The sequence below is a fragment of the Franconibacter sp. IITDAS19 genome (genome assembly GCF_023079515.1).
Taxonomy (GTDB): domain Bacteria; phylum Pseudomonadota; class Gammaproteobacteria; order Enterobacterales; family Enterobacteriaceae; genus Franconibacter; species Franconibacter pulveris.
The window spans coordinates 143,796-161,513 of record NZ_JALJCP010000010.1; the positions used below are offsets into that span (position 1 = coordinate 143,796).

General features: G+C 55.5%; 15 protein-coding genes. 8 read left to right on the top strand and 7 right to left on the bottom strand.

Annotation, left to right across the window (positions count from 1 at the left end):
* Positions 1-23: 23 nt before the first annotated feature.
* The 3 genes from mnmG to asnC form a co-directional block, all read right to left on the bottom strand.
* Positions 24-1,913 carry a tRNA uridine-5-carboxymethylaminomethyl(34) synthesis enzyme MnmG gene (gene mnmG / locus MT962_RS20375; protein ID WP_024556862.1) on the bottom strand — a complete coding sequence of 630 codons (1,890 nt, stop codon included), beginning with the start codon at positions 1,911-1,913 and terminating at the stop codon, positions 24-26.
* Positions 1,914-2,292: 379 nt separating this feature from the next.
* Positions 2,293-2,733, bottom strand: a complete 441-nt coding sequence (mioC, locus tag MT962_RS20380; protein WP_247366317.1) for an FMN-binding protein MioC — start codon at positions 2,731-2,733, stop codon at positions 2,293-2,295.
* Between the two features lie 90 nt (positions 2,734-2,823).
* Positions 2,824-3,282 (bottom strand): transcriptional regulator AsnC, encoded by a 459-nt coding sequence (asnC, locus tag MT962_RS20385; RefSeq protein WP_024556864.1) that lies wholly within the window; start codon positions 3,280-3,282, stop codon positions 2,824-2,826.
* 153 nt (positions 3,283-3,435) lie between these two features.
* On the opposite strand from asnC, the gene asnA reads away from it, so the two are divergent.
* A complete protein-coding gene (gene asnA / locus MT962_RS20390) occupies positions 3,436-4,428 on the top strand; it encodes an aspartate--ammonia ligase (RefSeq protein WP_247366318.1) in 993 nt (330 codons plus the stop codon).
* A 3-nt stretch (positions 4,429-4,431) separates the two neighbouring features.
* Here the strand turns inward: asnA and viaA are convergent, their stop codons facing one another.
* Together viaA and ravA are read right to left on the bottom strand one after the other, a co-directional pair.
* Positions 4,432-5,883, bottom strand: a complete 1,452-nt coding sequence (gene viaA, locus MT962_RS20395; protein WP_247366319.1) for an ATPase RavA stimulator ViaA — start codon at positions 5,881-5,883, stop codon at positions 4,432-4,434.
* A complete protein-coding gene (gene ravA / locus MT962_RS20400; RefSeq protein WP_024559895.1) occupies positions 5,877-7,373 on the bottom strand; it encodes an ATPase RavA in 1,497 nt (498 codons plus the stop codon). The genes viaA and ravA overlap by 7 nt, the downstream gene beginning before the upstream one ends.
* 220 nt (positions 7,374-7,593) lie before the next feature.
* Here ravA and kup point away from each other — a divergent pair, with 220 nt between their 5' ends.
* From kup to rbsR, 7 genes are all read left to right on the top strand, one after another.
* Positions 7,594-9,462: a low affinity potassium transporter Kup gene (kup, locus tag MT962_RS20405; protein ID WP_247366320.1), complete on the top strand. Its 1,869-nt coding sequence runs from the start codon at positions 7,594-7,596 to the stop codon at positions 9,460-9,462.
* A 172-nt stretch (positions 9,463-9,634) separates the two neighbouring features.
* Entirely contained in the window at positions 9,635-10,054 is a 420-nt protein-coding gene (gene rbsD, locus MT962_RS20410; protein WP_024559893.1) for a D-ribose pyranase, read from the top strand.
* Positions 10,055-10,061: 7 nt separating this feature from the next.
* Positions 10,062-11,567, top strand: a complete 1,506-nt coding sequence (rbsA, locus tag MT962_RS20415) for a ribose ABC transporter ATP-binding protein RbsA (RefSeq protein ID WP_024556870.1) — start codon at positions 10,062-10,064, stop codon at positions 11,565-11,567.
* Between the two features lie 5 nt (positions 11,568-11,572).
* A complete protein-coding gene (rbsC, locus tag MT962_RS20420; protein WP_024556871.1) occupies positions 11,573-12,538 on the top strand; it encodes a ribose ABC transporter permease in 966 nt (321 codons plus the stop codon).
* Between the two features lie 26 nt (positions 12,539-12,564).
* A complete protein-coding gene (gene rbsB / locus MT962_RS20425; protein ID WP_024553605.1) occupies positions 12,565-13,455 on the top strand; it encodes a ribose ABC transporter substrate-binding protein RbsB in 891 nt (296 codons plus the stop codon).
* A gap of 66 nt (positions 13,456-13,521) precedes the next feature.
* Positions 13,522-14,451, top strand: a complete 930-nt coding sequence (gene rbsK, locus MT962_RS20430; RefSeq protein ID WP_024556872.1) for a ribokinase — start codon at positions 13,522-13,524, stop codon at positions 14,449-14,451.
* Between the two features lie 3 nt (positions 14,452-14,454).
* Entirely contained in the window at positions 14,455-15,447 is a 993-nt protein-coding gene (rbsR, locus tag MT962_RS20435; RefSeq protein WP_024556873.1) for a ribose operon transcriptional repressor RbsR, read from the top strand.
* On the opposite strand, the gene mdtD is transcribed toward rbsR, so the two are convergent.
* Positions 15,444-16,838, bottom strand: a complete 1,395-nt coding sequence (gene mdtD / locus MT962_RS20440) for a multidrug transporter subunit MdtD (RefSeq protein WP_024556874.1) — start codon at positions 16,836-16,838, stop codon at positions 15,444-15,446. The genes rbsR and mdtD overlap by 4 nt on opposite strands.
* A gap of 17 nt (positions 16,839-16,855) precedes the next feature.
* A complete protein-coding gene (locus MT962_RS20445; RefSeq protein WP_048887573.1) occupies positions 16,856-17,557 on the bottom strand; it encodes a FadR/GntR family transcriptional regulator in 702 nt (233 codons plus the stop codon).
* Positions 17,558-17,718 lie beyond the last annotated feature (161 nt).

Here is a 17,718-nt window from a genome sequence, read left to right on the forward strand (position 1 = left end):
GCGCTGACCCATGTTTAACATGCTCAGGCGCTGCGGCGCAGCAGCCCTTGTTTTTTCAGCCAGACCAGCAGAATGGAGATAGCGGCTGGGGTGATCCCGGAGATACGGGACGCCTGACCGATAGAAGCTGGCTTATGATCGTTTAGCTTGGCGATAACCTCATTGGAAAGACCGTTCACCTGGCGGTAGTCGAGGGTTGCCGGCAGTAACGTGTTCTCGTTACGCTGCTGCTTCTCAATCTCGTCCTGCTGGCGAGCGATATACCCCTCGTACTTGACCTGAATCTCGACCTGTTCGGCCGCCTCTGCATCAGCCAGACCGGGACCGAAGCTTTCCAGCTTCACCAGCTGCTCGTAAGTCATTTCCGGGCGACGCAGTAAGTCTTCGCCGCTCGCTTCACGGGAGAGCGGCGCCGTTAAGTGAGCATTCACTTCGGATACATTTTCTGCATTCGGGTGTACCCAGGTTTCTTTCAGGCGCTGGCGCTCGCGTTCAATGTTCTCCAGCTTCTCGTTGAAGCGCGCCCAGCGTTCGTCATCCACCAGGCCCAGTTCGCGGCCAATAGTGGTCAGACGCAGGTCGGCGTTATCTTCACGCAGCATCAGTCGATATTCTGCGCGGGAGGTAAACATGCGGTACGGCTCTTTGGTGCCGAGGGTGCAGAGATCGTCCACCAACACCCCAAGGTAAGCCTGATCGCGACGCGGCGACCAGCCCTCTTTTTCCGCAGAGTAGCGGCCAGCGTTCAGCCCTGCCAGCAGCCCCTGCGCGGCGGCTTCTTCATAGCCCGTCGTGCCGTTAATCTGTCCGGCGAAGAACAGCCCCTGAATGTATTTGCTTTCAAGGGTAGGTTTCAAATCGCGCGGGTCGAAGAAGTCATATTCAATCGCGTAGCCCGGGCGTACGATGCGCGCGTTTTCCATTCCCTTCATGGAGCGGACAATCTGCATTTGTACGTCAAACGGCAAGCTGGTGGAGATGCCGTTCGGGTAAATTTCGTTACTGGTCAGCCCTTCCGGTTCGAGGAAGATCTGGTGCGCGTTGCGATCGGCAAAGCGCATCACTTTGTCTTCGATAGAAGGACAATAACGCGGGCCGATCCCCTCAATGATCCCGGCATACATCGGGCTGCGGTCGAGGTTATTGCGGATCACGTCGTGCGTTTTTTCGTTCGTGTGCGTGATGTAGCATGGCACCTGCGCCGGATGCTGGGAAACAGACCCCATGAACGAGAACACCGGCATCGGGTTATCGCCGTGTTGCTGCGCCAGCTCGCTAAAATCAATGGTGCGGGCATCAATGCGCGGCGGCGTACCGGTTTTAAGGCGGTTTACACGCAGCGGCAGTTCACGCAGGCGGCGAGCCAGCGGAATGGAAGGCGGGTCGCCTGCACGGCCGCCGCTGTAGTTATCAAGTCCAATATGAATTTTGCCGTCGAGGAAAGTGCCGACCGTCAGCACGACTGCTTTAGCGCGGAACTTCAGGCCCATCTGTGTAACCGCGCCGACAACGCGATCGTTTTCCACGATCAGGTCGTCTACCGCCTGCTGGAAGATCATCAGATTAGGCTGGTTCTCAAGCGCAGTGCGCACCGCCTGCTTATAAAGCACACGGTCTGCCTGAGCGCGGGTGGCGCGAACCGCCGGCCCTTTGCTTGCGTTTAGTATCCTAAACTGAATGCCGCCCTGATCGATCGCTTTCGCCATTAACCCGCCGAGGGCGTCCACTTCCTTAACCAGATGTCCTTTACCAATACCGCCGATCGCCGGGTTGCAGGACATCTGTCCCAGCGTGTCGATATTGTGTGTCAATAGCAGGGTCTGTTGACCCATACGTGCAGCGGCCATCGCGGCCTCGGTACCTGCATGACCCCCGCCAATGATGATGACGTCAAAAGGATCCGGATAAAACATGGTGGTGTAACCTCGCGGTGTTGCGAATGAGGATGGGAAGTCCCGGGCCGTGGATTCTACTCAACTTTAGCGTATCGAGAAAGCATCGGGATCGTTGGTATTAAAAAGAAGATCTTTTATATAGGGATCTTTTTTACTGTGATCTCTTATTAAGATCGACCTGTCCTGTGGATAACGGCAAACCCCCTTTCAGGATCAATGCGTTATCCAGGATCGCTTGCTGTGAATGATCGGTGATCCCACACCGTATAAGCTGGGATCAGAAACGAAGGTTATGCACAACTCAAAAAGTAAACAAAGGTTATACTTTGGATAACTACGGCTTGATCCAAGCTTTTCAGCAGGTTTATCCACAGAAAAAAATCGATCTTTGTCGTAATCAGAGTAAATTTTTCCAGGATCCCAGCCAGATTTCGGCCGGATCTTCCGGAATGTCGTGATCGAGAATGTTAATTTTCAGCAGATCGCCGACGCGTTTTGCTCCACAGGCGGTAAGCAGTTCGTCCATTTTCTCAATGGCGCCGCAGAAGGTGTCATACTCCCGGCTACCGATACCAATAGCGCCGTAGCGTAAACCACTCAGATCGGGGTGCTGTTCGTTCAGCTCGTCATAAAGCGGCTGAAGGTTATCCGGCAGATCGCCTGCGCCATGGGTCGAACTTACCACCAGCCAGACGCCTTCTTTATTCAGATCATCCAGCAGGGGGCCGTGGAAGGTTTTTGTAGAAAAGTTGGCCTCTTCCAGCTTTTCCGCCAGATGCTCGGCCACGTACTCCGCGCCGCCCAGGGTGCTGCCGCTGATCAGGGTAATGTCTGCCATGGTGTCCCGCCTTTAGTAAAACGAGTTGCATTGTACGCTGTGAGCGGGCTGGGATCTACCTGTGGATAATATGGGTATCAAAAAAGAGACCTATGGCCGGATGGTGCGCATGATCGGGTTTTGTAAGGAGATCAGCGTCTCCGTGGACTGAATTTCATCAATTGTCTGGATCTTGTTGATAAGTACCTGCTGCAGCGCGTCAATGGAGCGGCACATCACTTTAATAAAGATACTGTAGTGCCCGGTGGTGTAATAAGCCTCCGTCACTTCCTCCAGGCTTTCCAGCTTCGCCAGCGCCGCCGGGTAATCTTTCGCGCTCTTGAGAATAATGCCGATAAAGCAACAGACGTCATAACCAAGCTGTTTCGGGCTTACGTCTATTCGTGCGCCGGTAATAATGCCTGCCTGCTTCATCTTCTCAACCCGTACGTGGATAGTGCCAGGGCTTACGCCAAATTGTTTGGCAAGCTCCGCATAGGCGGTGCGGGCGTTTGCCATCAAAGCGTCGAGAATGCCGCGGTCCAGATTATCGATCTGATAATTTTCCATCACTTTTTCCTATGACTAATAAAGAATTCCGATTTTTAAGCCATTCATTTTAGCGAAACGAAAACCTGAACGGCTTTTTTATTATTGATTATTGAATAGTAGCCGTTTTCTGTTGCTTAATCATTGGTATTGGACGCACAGGAGCCGCAAAAAATGAAAACCGCTTATATCGCAAAACAACGCCAGATCAGCTTCGTAAAATCCCATTTCTCTCGCCAGCTCGAAGAAAAGCTAGGCCTGATTGAAGTCCAGGCGCCGATCCTGAGCCGCCTCGGGGATGGCACGCAGGATAACTTATCCGGCAGCGAGAAAGCGGTGCAGGTAAAAGTGAAGACGCTACCGCAGGCGCAGTTTGAAGTCGTGCATTCGCTGGCAAAATGGAAGCGCAAGACGTTAGGACAACATGACTTCAGCGCAGGTGAAGGGCTTTATACGCATATGAAGGCGTTGCGCCCGGATGAAGACCGGCTGTCGCCCGTGCACTCAGTCTATGTGGATCAGTGGGACTGGGAGCGCGTAATGGGTGACGGCGAGCGCCATCTCGGCACCCTGAAACAGACGGTTGAAACGATCTGGGCGGCGATTAAAGTCACCGAAGCGGCAGTGAGCGAGCAATTTGGCCTGAAGGCCGCCCTACCGGAGCAGATCCACTTCGTACACAGCGAAACGCTGCAAAGCCGTTTCCCGGAACTGGATGCAAAGGGGCGCGAGCGCGCCATTACCAAAGAGCTGGGCGCCGTCTTTCTTATTGGTATTGGCGGCAAGCTGGGCGACGGCAAACGCCACGACGTGCGTGCACCCGATTATGATGACTGGACGACCCCATGCGAAGGCGGTTTCGCCGGGCTGAACGGCGATATTCTGGTCTGGAACCCGGTGCTGGAAGACGCTTTCGAAATCTCTTCTATGGGGATCCGCGTAGACGCCGAAGCCCTGAAACGTCAGCTGGCGCTGACCGGGGATGAAGACAGACTGGCGCTGGAATGGCATCAGGCCCTGCTGAAAGGCGAAATGCCGCAGACTATCGGCGGCGGTATTGGCCAGTCGCGTCTGACTATGCTGCTGTTGCAGTTGCCGCATATCGGTCAGGTGCAGTGCGGCGTATGGCCTGCCCAGGTGCAGGAAAGCGTCAGCGGTCTGCTGTAAAGCTTAACGCCGCCAGCGCCGAAGCAGGCGGCTGCGTAACCCGGTATCAAAGCGCCAGATATGGTCGAAGATGCGCATGATGCCGGGTTTGCCATGCGCCGACATCGCCACGGCATGAAACCGGTGCTGGTTTATTCGCTGCAGCGTTTTTACTTTATTCACCACCTCATCCGGCAACCGCTGGGCAATAAAGTCTGAAATGACCACCGCGTCGGCATCGCGCCATTCGCCGCCGTGTATCTTCTCAATAATGGCGCGAAAGCAGCTCGCAAGATCGGTACCGCCGCGAAAACGCTGGCTTAAAAAGCGGATCGCCTGCTCGATGCCGTCGCGTCCCGCCAGCTCATAGCGCACCACTTCGCTGGAAAACAGCATAATAAAACAGCGCCGGTTATCAGCGAGCGCGATGCGCATCAGCGCCAGACAAAACGCTTTAGCGCACTGTTCGTTAAAGCCCCCCATGGAGCCGGAGGTGTCCACGCAGACGATAAACGGGCCGCGCGGCTGCTCCTCAACATCCTTATGGGTAACAGGCCGCTGCATTACTTTCTCCCGCCATGCATCGCCCTGTAATCGGTATGTAAGCAATTGCTTCTCTGCCAGTCTTCGATAGAAGTCAAACTCCAGTTCCGTCAGCCCGAGCGTTGCCAGTTCCGGTGGCAGCAGGCGAAGAATATCGTCGCTGTGCTGTAAGCCTTCCACCTGTTCCGGCACGGTCGCCGGTTCGCGGACCAGCGTGCGGAACGTCTCCAGCGGCGCATCGTTCTTCGGCACCGATTTGGCTTCCCGTGAACGGCCTAGCTGCTCTGCCAGATGAAGAAGTTCCGGCTGCTGCGTCAGGAATTCGCCATAGTTGACGATAAGTTGATAGTCGCCGCGCTTGAGTTTGCCCGCGCTCATATCCCACAACCTGCCGGCGGAAGCGTCATTTTCCGTGAGCACCGGCGCAAGCTGTCCACTCAGGGTGAGACGTTCCTGCATCTCAGTCAGCAACTGTTCCCGCTCGTTCTCAAGCAATTGCTGATTCAGCGTGGTGGCCTGCACCACCAGACTCAGACGCCAGCGCTGGAGGAAAAGCGTATGCAGCGCCGGCGTGAAGGTGGTGTTTTCCGCCACCAGCTGCGCGGCTTGCGCGGCGAAAGGGGAGTTGACCGCGTTAAGCTGGCGAAGCGTCTGTGGCAGTTGAACAATAAACTGCGTGGTGGAGAGCAACTGGCTTTGCTGATAGCAAACCACCTCCTGCGCCAGCTCCGGCGGCACGTGCGCTTCGCGCAGACGCGCTTTAAGCTGCTCCCGCCAGCGGGGGATATCCTGAGTAAGGGCTTGCTTCAGACGAGGAAACTTTTCAAAAAAAATGGCGAGTTGCGGCGAGGCCAGCAAAGTGAGGATCAACTCCTCTATCATCTCCCCTTCGCTCACCGCCAGCATCACGTTGAGCGTATCGAGCGTCAGCATTGTCGCGCCTGCTTGATCTGAGCGCCCACGTCCTGCAGGCTCGCTTCAATCCGACCCAGCCAGTCGCTGTGAATAAAGAGGCACTTCTGCTGTTCGCTAAAGCGGTTGTGCTGCTGATGCCATTCGTTATCGAGCGCGTCGAGCTGTTGCTTAACCTCTTCCGGCACGCTCTGTTCCTGCGCGCCCGGCAGCGCCAGCGCGGTGCCCTGCAGGCTTACGTCACGAATGATAAGATGCTGGCGATTGTCCACTTCCAGGTTAAGCGGCTGAGCAAAGCCAATGCCGTTAAGCTTGCCGCGGATCTCGCCGCCCTTTTGCAGCCAGGCGTCCAGCGCTTCACGCGCCAGAGTGATATGAATAACATCCATATCGTGCAGCCGTAGCGGCTTTTGCAGCAGCAAGGTAAGGGTTTCGCCCTGTACGCCCTCCGGCAACTGGTAATGCGGTCGGCGGCTGAACATGCTGCCCTGTTTTATCACCGTCAGCGCCTGTTGGTCGCTCTGTTGCTGTTGAAGCTGCAGACGGCGCTGTTCAATCGCGCCGAGTTTAGTCAGCATGGCGTGCTGCTGCCAGGCGTGGCCGGTCATCAGCGCTTCAATTTGCTGCTGCATCAGGGTCATGGCGCTGGCGTCGTGCCACAGACAATCTTTCAGCAGAATAATGTCGATGGGGGCCACCGCCTCGCGACCGCTGAAAAAGGCGCTCGCCTGCAGCAGACGTATCGCTTTTTTCCAGCGGCGGTCGGAGACATACGGCGCCTGCGGCAGATTTTCCAGCTGCTGGCGTAAAAGGAAGACGAGTTCAAAGACGTTATCAGGCAGCGCGACTTTCCCAATCTCCTGCTGCCAGCGCTCATACTCTTCGTCGGTAACCTGAAGCCCTTTCGGCACCGGGTTTTCATTTTCATCCTGCTGGCTAATCAGCATGGCGCGGAAATTATTCTTCTCATGCACTTTATCGAGCCACAGGCGAATCAGCATACGGTCGTAAAGCGCCTCCAGGCTGCTGTCGGCTTCCGGCAGTTCGTTGGACGCGGTAACCAACAGTCGCATTGGGATTTTCTCTTCCCGCGCGCCGTTGCGAAAACGCCGTTCGTTGATAGCGGTCAGCAGCGTGTTGAGAATCGCCGGCCCCGCTTTCCAGATCTCATCAAGAAAAACAATTTCCGCCTCGGGAAGATAGCCTTGCGTCAGGCGCTCGTAGCGTCCTTCATCTTTCAGCGCCTGAATAGAGAGCGGCCCGAAGACCTCCTCCGGCGTCGAAAAGCGGGTCATTAAGTACTCAAACGCGCGGGCATGCTCAAAAGCGAATTTCAGGCGGCGGGCTATCAGACTTTTGGCGATGCCGGGCGGCCCGAGCAGGAACACGCTTTCGCCGCTAAGCGCCGCCAGCAGGCAGAGACGAATGGCGTGGCTGCGTTCAAAGAGCCCTTTTTCCAGCGCAGCGCTGAGCCGCGAAATTCTTTCTGCCAGAAGATGTGTTTGAGCCATAATAGTTACTCTGATCCAGACGCTGCCATCCGATGAAAGGGCGAGTATAAACGTTCCGCTTATTCGCTAATAATAGATTGATGCTTCGGTTAATTCCGGTTGACGTAGATAAAGGCATTGCCATTTAGGGGTACGATTTTTTGGTGAATCGTGCATACTGTGCGCTTTTTGTGGGCCAAGGGACTAAGCACACCCATTTCTCCCAACGAAAGATTAGTCTATGAGCACTGACAATAAGCAATCGCTGCCTGCCATAACGCTGGCCGCAATCGGGGTGGTTTACGGTGATATCGGCACCAGCCCGCTTTATACCCTAAGAGAGTGTCTGTCAGGACAGTTCGGGTTTGGCGTTGAACGGGATGCCGTTTTCGGTTTTCTTTCTCTTATTTTCTGGCTGTTGGTTTTTGTTGTCTCTATTAAATACCTCACCTTTGTTATGCGGGCGGACAACGCCGGTGAAGGGGGGATCCTGACGCTTATGTCGCTGGCGGGCCGCAACACGTCGGCGCGCATGACGTCGGTACTGGTCATCCTGGGGTTAATTGGCGGCAGCTTCTTTTATGGCGAGGTGGTTATCACCCCGGCTATTTCGGTGATGTCGGCGATAGAAGGGCTGGAGATAGCCGCACCCTCGCTGGACGCCTATATCGTTCCGCTTTCCATTATCGTTCTTACGCTGCTGTTTATTATTCAGAAGCATGGCACCGGCATGGTGGGCAAACTTTTTGCGCCGATTATGCTTGCCTGGTTTCTCGTCCTGGCGGTACTGGGCGCGCGCGGCATTATAGGCAACCCTGAAGTGTTGCAGGCGCTGAATCCGGTCTGGGCGGTACACTTCTTTCTGGAATATAAAACGATCTCTTTTGTCGCGCTGGGCGCGGTGGTGCTGTCCATTACCGGCGTGGAAGCGCTGTATGCCGATATGGGGCACTTCGGCAAACTGCCGATTCGCGTGGCATGGTTCAGCGTGGTGCTGCCTTCGCTGGCGTTGAACTATTTTGGCCAGGGCGCGCTGCTGCTGAAAACGCCGGAAGCGATTAAGAACCCCTTCTTTTTGCTGGCGCCGGACTGGGCATTAATTCCAATGCTGATTCTGGCGACGCTGGCTACCGTTATCGCTTCGCAGGCGGTTATCTCCGGCGTCTTCTCATTAACCCGCCAGGCGGTGCGTCTCGGTTACCTGTCGCCGATGCGCATCATTCACACCTCTGAGATGGAGTCCGGGCAGATTTACATTCCGGTGATTAACTGGACGCTCTATTTCGCCGTGGTGATTGTCATTATCAGCTTCGAACATTCGAGCAACCTCGCTGCGGCTTACGGCATCGCGGTGACTGGCACCATGGTGCTGACCTCGATTCTTTCCTGCACCGTGGCGCGTAAAAACTGGAACTGGAATAAGCTGTTCGTCTTGCTTATCGCCACCGCCTTCCTGTGTGTGGATATCCCGCTCTTCTCGGCGAACCTGGATAAACTCTTCTCCGGCGGCTGGCTGCCGCTGAGTCTCGGCATCGTGATGTTTATCATCATGACCACCTGGAAGAGCGAGCGTTTTCGCCTGTTGCGCCGTATGCATGAGCACGGCAACTCGCTGGATGCGATGATCGCCTCGCTGGAGAAATCACCGCCAGTGCGCGTGCCGGGCACCGCGGTGTATATGTCCCGCGCGCTTAACGTTATTCCTTTCGCCTTGCTGCATAACCTGAAGCACAACAAGGTGCTGCATGAAAGGGTTATCCTGCTGACGCTGCGCACCGAGGACGCGCCGTATGTACATAACGTTCGCCGGGTGCAGATTGAGCAGCTTTCGCCGACGTTCTGGCGCGTGGTGGCAAGCTACGGTTGGCGCGAAACGCCGAACGTAGAAGAAGTGTTCCACCGCTGCGGGCTGGAAGGCTTAAGCTGCCGAATGATGGAAACCTCGTTCTTTATGTCGCATGAATCACTGATTATCGGCGACCGGCCCTGGTACCTGCGGCTGCGCGGCAAGCTATTCCTGCTGCTTCAGCGCAACGCCCTGCGGGCGCCGGACCAGTTTGAAATCCCACCTAACCGGGTTATCGAACTGGGCACTCAGGTTGAAATTTAACGTCTTTTTAACGCCTCGCTACAATGCGGGGCGTTTTTCTTTTTCCTCCCCGCAAATTTACGTTAGCGAAACGTTTCGATAACGATCACAAATTCGTTACGCCGCGATTGTTTTCTGAACATGCTCTTCACTACACTGCCAACAGCGAAACGTTTCGCTAAGGGAGCATAAAATGAAAAAAGGCACCGTACTCAACGCAGGCATCTCTTCCGTCATCGCCCGTCTCGGTCATACCGATACGGTTGTGGTGTGCGACGCAGGCTTACCCATTCCCGGCGCGACTGAGCGAATCGATCTTGCGTTAACGCAGGGCGTTCCTGGTTTCATGCAGGTTGTGGAAGTGGTCACGAAGGAGATGCAGGTCGAGGCGGCATACCTGGCGGAGGAGATTAAGCAGCACAATCCGCAGCTCCACGAAACGTTGCTTGAGCACATCAGGCAGCTGCAGCAGCACCAGGGAAATCATATTGATGTACGTTACATCACACACCAGCAGTTTAAAAAACAAACCGCAGACAGTCAGGCGGTCATTCGCAGCGGGGAGTGTTCCCCGTATGCGAATATCATTCTCTGTGCCGGCGTAACCTTCTGAGGCCGTCATGGAAGCGTTATTACAACTCAAGGGGATCGATAAAGCGTTCCCCGGCGTAAAAGCCCTCTCCGGCGCGGCGCTTAACGTTTACCCAGGCCGTGTGATGGCGCTGGTGGGGGAAAACGGCGCCGGTAAATCCACCATGATGAAAGTGCTGACCGGCATCTATACCAAAGATGCGGGTTCGCTGATGTGGCTTGGTAAAGAGACCGCCTTCAGCGGCCCGAAATCCTCGCAGGAGGCGGGCATCGGCATTATTCATCAGGAGCTCAACCTTATTCCGCAGCTCTCCATCGCAGAAAACATCTTTCTGGGCCGCGAATTCGTTAACCGTTTCGGCAAAATCGACTGGAAAACGATGCACGGCGAAGCGGATAAGCTACTTAAAAAACTTAATCTGCGCTTTAACAGTCACCGCCTGGTAGGCGATCTCTCTATTGGCGACCAGCAGATGGTGGAGATAGCCAAGGTGCTGAGCTTCGAGTCGAAAGTCATCATTATGGATGAACCGACCGATGCGTTGACCGACACCGAAACCGAGTCGCTGTTTCGTGTGATCCGCGAACTGAAAGCGCAAGGGCGCGGCATTGTTTATATCTCCCACCGCATGAAAGAAATTTTCGAGATTTGCGACGACGTGACGGTTTTTCGCGACGGCCAGTTTATCGCCGAACGCGAGGTCGACACGCTCACCGAAGAGACGCTTATCGAAATGATGGTGGGACGCAAGCTCGAAGACCAGTATCCCCGTCTTGATAAAGCGCCTGGCGAAACCCGCCTGCGCGTATCAAACCTCTCCGGCCCTGGCGTGCATGATGTCAGCTTTACCCTGAAGAAAGGGGAAATTCTCGGCGTGGCCGGGCTGATGGGCGCCGGGCGCACCGAACTGATGAAAGTGCTTTATGGCGCCCTGGCGCGTACCGGCGGCCGCGTGGAGCTGGACGGACGCGAAGTGGTGACTCGCTCACCGCAGGACGGGCTGGCGAACGGCATCGTTTATATCTCTGAAGACCGCAAGCGCGACGGGCTGGTGCTCGGCATGTCGGTAAAAGAGAACATGTCGCTTACCGCGCTGCGTTATTTCAGTCGCGATGTCGGCAGCCTGAAGCATAAAGACGAGCAGCAGGCGGTGAGTGATTTCATCCGTCTGTTTAATGTAAAAACGCCTTCGATGGATCAGGCGATTGGCCTGCTCTCCGGCGGCAACCAGCAGAAAGTGGCGATTGCCCGCGGTCTGATGACGCGACCCAAAGTGCTAATCCTTGATGAGCCGACGCGCGGCGTGGACGTAGGGGCGAAAAAAGAGATTTATCAGCTCATCAACCAGTTCAAGGCCGAAGGGCTGAGCATCATCCTGGTCTCCTCCGAAATGCCGGAAGTGCTGGGAATGAGCGATCGCATCATGGTGATGCATGAAGGGCATCTCGGCGGTGAATTCACACGTGAGCAAGCCACCCAGGAAGTACTGATGGCGGCAGCCGTCGGCAAACTGAATCGCGTGACTCAGGAGTAAAAGACATGACTACCCAGACCGTGGCGACACGTCGTTATTTCAGCAAAGCATGGCTGATGGACCAGAAATCACTGATAGCCCTGCTGGTGCTGATTGCGATTGTCTCAACCCTGAGCCCGAACTTCTTCACCCTGAACAACCTGTTCAACATCCTGCAGCAAACCTCCGTCAACGCCATCATGGCGGTGGGGATGACGCTGGTCATTCTTACCTCCGGAATCGATCTGTCCGTCGGTTCCTTACTGGCGCTGACCGGAGCGGTGGCCGCCTCGATTGTCGGTATTGAGGTTAACGCGCTGGTGGCGATTGCCGCCTCGCTCGCCCTCGGAGCCGCAATCGGGGCCGTGACCGGCGTGATTGTCGCGAAAGGCCGCGTGCAGGCTTTTATCGCCACGCTGGTGATGATGCTGCTGCTGCGCGGGGTCACGATGGTTTATACCAACGGCAGCCCGGTAAATACTGGCTTTACTGAAAACGCCGATCTGTTTGGTTGGTTTGGTATCGGCCGCCCGCTCGGCATCCCGACGCCCGTCTGGATTATGGCGATTGTGTTTATCGCTGCCTGGTACATGCTGCACCATACCCGTCTTGGTCGTTATATCTATGCCCTGGGCGGCAACGAAGCGGCGACGCGCCTTTCCGGCATCAGCGTAAACAAAGTCAAAGTGATTGTTTACTCTCTGTCCGGCCTGCTGGCGGCGCTGGCGGGGGTTATCGAAGTGGCGCGTCTCTCCTCGGCGCAGCCGACGGCGGGTACCGGGTATGAGCTGGACGCGATTGCTGCGGTGGTGCTGGGCGGCACCAGTCTTGCCGGCGGCAAAGGACGCATTGTTGGGACATTGATCGGCGCTTTAATTCTCGGTTTCCTGAATAATGGTTTGAATTTATTAGGGGTTTCTTCCTATTACCAGATGATCGTCAAAGCGGTGGTGATATTGCTGGCGGTGCTGGTAGACAACAAAAAGCAGTAACTCATTACTCAACAGGACATCTGACTATGAACATGAAAAAGCTGGCTACCCTGGTTTCCGCCGTTGCGTTAAGCGCGACCGTTAGCGCGAACGCGATGGCGAAAGAGACCATCGCGCTGGTTGTCTCCACCCTTAACAACCCGTTCTTCGTTTCGCTGAAAGATGGCGCGCAAAAAGAAGCTGACAAACTCGGCTATAACCTCGTGGTGCTGGATTCCCAGAATAACCCAGCGAAAGAGCTGGCTAACGTGCAGGATCTGACGGTGCGTGGCACCAAACTGCTGCTGATCAACCCCACCGACTCCGACGCGGTGGGCAACGCCGTGAAGATGGCTAACCAGGCGAAGATCCCGGTCATTACGCTGGACCGCATGGCGGCAAAAGGCGAAGTGGTAAGCCACGTTGCTTCTGATAACGTGGTTGGCGGCAAAATCGCGGGCGACTATATCGCTAAAAAAGCAGGCCAGAGCGCGAAAGTTATCGAGCTGCAGGGCATTGCCGGCACCTCCGCCGCGCGTGAGCGTGGCGAAGGTTTTCAGCAGGCCGTAGCGGCTAACAAGCTGAATGTGCTGGCAAGCCAGCCGGCCGATTTCGACCGCACCAAAGGCCTGAACGTGATGCAGAACCTGTTAACCGCGCATCCGGACGTGCAGGCTGTGTTCGCCCAGAACGATGAAATGGCGCTCGGCGCGCTGCGTGCCTTGCAAACCGCAGGCAAATCCGATGTGCTGGTTGTTGGCTTTGACGGCACAGCGGACGGCGTGAAAGCGGTTGAAGACGGCAAGCTGGGCGCAACCATTGCGCAGTTGCCGGAGCAAATCGGCGCAATCGGCGTACAAACTGCCGATAAAGTGCTTAAAGGCGAGAAAGTTCACGCTAAAATTCCGGTCGACCTGAAACTGGTCGTCAAACAATAAAGACATCATAAGAAATGCAGGGCAACGCGCCACAGGATGTGGCGCACTTTAACCAGACAAATAACGGTGAACAGCGTGGGCAAACTCGTCGTTCTCGGCAGCATCAATGCCGACCATATCCTTAATCTTGATGCTTTCCCCTCACCCGGAGAAACCGTAACCGGCAACCATTACCAGGTGGCGTTTGGCGGCAAGGGCGCTAACCAGGCTGTAGCGGCCGGGCGCAGCGGCGCGGATATCGATTTTATCGCCTGCGTGGGCAGCGATGATACTGGCGCCCGGGTTCGTCAGCAGCTGGTTCAGGACAAGGTCGACGTCGCGCCGGTCAGCGTTATTGAGGGCGAGTCCACTGGCGTGGCGCTTATTTTTGTTAATGGCGAAGGCGAAAACGTGATTGCTATCCATGCTGGCGCCAATGCGTCGCTGACGCCTGCGTTGGTAGAAGCCCAACATGAGCGCATCGCCAAAGCTTCCGCCTTGTTAATGCAACTGGAATCACCGGTAGAGAGCGTGCTGGCGGCGGCGCGCATTGCGCAGCAGAACCACACTCGCGTTATTCTTAACCCCGCGCCAGCCCGCAGGCTTTCTGATGAATTGCTTGCGCTGGTGGATATCATTACCCCCAATGAAACCGAAGCGGAGAAGCTGACCGGCATCGCCGTAAAAAATGACGACGACGCGGCGAAAGCGGCGGCGGCGCTGCATGCTAAAGGCATTGGCACCGTTATTATCACGCTTGGCAGCCGCGGCGTTTGGGCAAGCGTTAACGGTGAAGGTCAACGGGTTCCTGGTTTCAAAGTAAAAGCTATCGACACTATCGCAGCGGGCGACACCTTTAACGGTGCGCTGCTTACGGCGCTGCTGGAAGAAAAACCGCTGGCGGAAGCTATTCGTTTCGCGCATGCGGCGGCGGCTATCGCCGTTACCCGTCCCGGCGCACAGCCTTCCGTACCGTGGCGCAAAGAGATTGACGACTTTCTGGCGCAGCAGGAGTAGCTTGTGGCGACCATGAAAGATGTCGCCCGCCTGGCGGGCGTCTCCACCTCCACCGTTTCACACGTCATTAATAATGACCGCTTCGTCAGTGAGGCGATTCGCGAGAAAGTCGAGGCGGCCATCCAAAGCCTGAACTACGCGCCCTCCGCGCTGGCGCGCAGCCTCAAAATCAACCAGACCCGAACCATCGGCATGTTGATCACCGCCAGCTCCAACCCTTTCTTCTCCGAACTGGTTCGCGGCGTGGAGCGCAGCTGCTTTGAGCGCGGTTACAGCCTGGTGCTTTGTAATACCGATGGCGATGAGCAGCGAATGAACCGCAATCTGGAAACGCTGCTGCAAAAACGCGTCGATGGCTTGCTGCTGCTCTGTACCGAAACACATCAGCCTTCGCCGGAAATCATGCGCCGTTATCCGGCTATCCCTACGGTTATGATGGACTGGGCACCGTTCGGCGGCGAGGGAGATCTGATTCAGGATAACTCGCTGTTGGGCGGGGATATCGCCACGCAATATCTAATTGATAAAGGCTATACCCGCATCGCCTGTATTACCGGGCCGCTCGATAAAACCCCGGCGCGTCTGCGTGTGGAAGGGTATCGCAACGCGATGGCGCGCGCCGGGCTTACTGTAAAAGAAGGATATGAAGTTAACGCAGACTTCGAGTTTCGCGGCGGTTTCGACGCCATGCAGGCGTTGCTGGCATTGCGTGAGCCTCCGCAGGCGGTATTTATGAGTAACGACGCCATGGCTGTTGGCGCCTATCAGGCGCTCTACCAGGCGGGGTTACGCATTCCTCAGGATATGGCGCTGGTGGGGTATGACGACATAGAGCTGGCGCGCTACATGACGCCGCCGCTGACCACCATTCATCAACCGAAGGACGAACTGGGCGAGCTGGCCATCGATGTGCTGATTCATCGCATGGCGCAGCCCGATTTACAGCAGCAGCGGCTCCAGCTGACGCCGGAGCTGGTGGAGCGCGGTTCGGCTTAAGCCTTATGCCGCTCTCTTATCAGGTTGTTGCCATCTTTGGCGCGCAGCAGCATAAAGACCGCTGCGGAAATAACGGTTATCACACCCATCGTAATAAAGGTGTAGTGGAACTGCTCAATGGTATTGGCATTTTCAAACCCTTCATAAAAGCGCAGCACGGCGGCGCTGACCGCCACCCCAAGGCTGATGGAAAGCTGCTGCGTCACTGCCAGCACGCTATTGCCGCCGCTGGCGTTCTCATCTGAAAGGTCTGCAAGCGTAATGGTATTCATCGCCGTAAACTGGGTCGACATCGCCATACCGAGGATAAACAGCGGCAGGATCAGCATCCACACCTCTTTCCCCGGCGACTGGATAGCGAACTGCGCAATCATCAGACCGATAAAAATCGTAATGCCTACCAGCGTTTTACGATAACCAAAACCGCGCAATACCTTTGTGACTACTGATTTCGCGAGAATCGAGCCTACCGCCGTCGGCGCCATCATGCAGCCCGCAATGAATGCCGGATAGCCGAACCCTACCTGTAACATCAGCGGCATCAGGAAAGGTACGCACCCTGTGCCGAGGCGTGAAGCAATATTACCGGCAATGCCAACGGAGAAGGTTCGCGTCTTAAACAGCGGCAGGGCGATAAGCGGCGTTGGGTGACGACGAGCGTGCCAGATATAAGCCAGCAAAAGCAGCAGCCCGCCCATAATGACCAGCAGCGCCAGCCAGGTGGCGACGATGCGCTCGCCAAAAAGCTCCATGCCGCTGGAGATAAAGACCAGGCTCAAGCCAAACAGGAAGAACCCAGATAAATCAAAACGGCGGCGCGGTGTAGTGAAGTTCGGCATATATTTACGCGCGTACAGCAACCCGGCGATGCCAATGGGAATATTAATAAGGAAGATCCAATGCCAGCTCGCCCAGGTGACCAGCACCCCGCCTAATAATGGCCCCAGAATTGGTCCTACCAGCCCTGGCATGGTGACGAAGTTGAGCACAGGCAAGAGTTCGCTGCGTGGGTAGGCGCGAAGCAGAGCCAGACGCGCGACGGGCATCATCATTGCGCCGCCAACCCCCTGCACTACGCGAAAGATAACCAGTTCGCCTAGCGAACCAGAAAGGGCGCACGCCAGCGACCCCAGCGTGAAAAGCGTTACTGCCAGCATAAAGACGCGACGGGTGCCGAAGCGGTCTGCCAGCCAGCCGCTGACGGGAATCAGCATGGCGACGGTCAGGGTATAACTGATAATCGCGGACTGCATCGCCAGAGGGGAACGGTTAAGGCTTTGGGCGATAGCTGGTAGAGCGGTGTTAAGAATAGTGGCGTCCAGCGCCTGCATAAAAAAGGCCATGGCCGCTATCCATGGCAGGCCTGCCATACTGCGCGCTTTTTTGGTCATGCGGATCCTGTTTTTAGTTATTGCTCTTGAGCATCGTTATCCTGCAAAAGCGTCTGACAGGCGGTAGAAGCGGCTTCGCTCTTTCCTGTCAGTATCGCTTCGACAATGGTTTGATGAAGCTCAAGCTTAATCACCTCATTATGGGTAATCGCGGTAAAGTAGGTGTAATAGATGGAGCGAAACAGACTGGCGAAAGAGGTCATAAAAGGATTTCCGCTCATCTCGTAGATTTTCTCGTGATAAGCCATATCCGCTTCCACCCAACGTTCGCGGTCGAACTTTGCTTTCAGTGAGAGCATTTCATCGAGCGTCGCTTTTAGATCGCGTTTCTGGTTTTCATTGCCGTGGCGCGCGGCAAGGGCGCAGGCCTGAGGTTCAAGACTCTGTCGCATGACAAGAAAGTCTTTCACCACATTATTGAAATCTTCCACGGTCATCCACCAGGCGAGCAGTTCCTTATCGAGGAAGTTCCAATGGCTTTGCGGCATTACCCGTGTGCCGATACGCGGACGGGGTAAAACCATGCCTTTAGCGGTTAGCGTCTTAACCGCCTCCCTGACAGCTGTACGGCTAACGCCAAATTGCTCGCCCAGCTCTATTTCACCTGGCAATATGCTCCCCGGTGCGTACTCACCTTTTAATATGCGCTGCGCCAACTTCCCGGCAAGAACATAAGAGAGGTTTTTTTGGGCCGCCAGTTGTTGAGTGGATAACGACATGCGAGCAGTTCCTTTAGCTTTATCTCGCTAAGTAGTATGCCATCGGGTAGAGAGATGAGGTGCAAAAAACGGCAAATATCACAATATATAAGCAGTTATGATATGTTTTGGTTGAAAAGTGTGCGGTTGAGCATTTTTTTTAAATTTACTCTTGTCAGCTC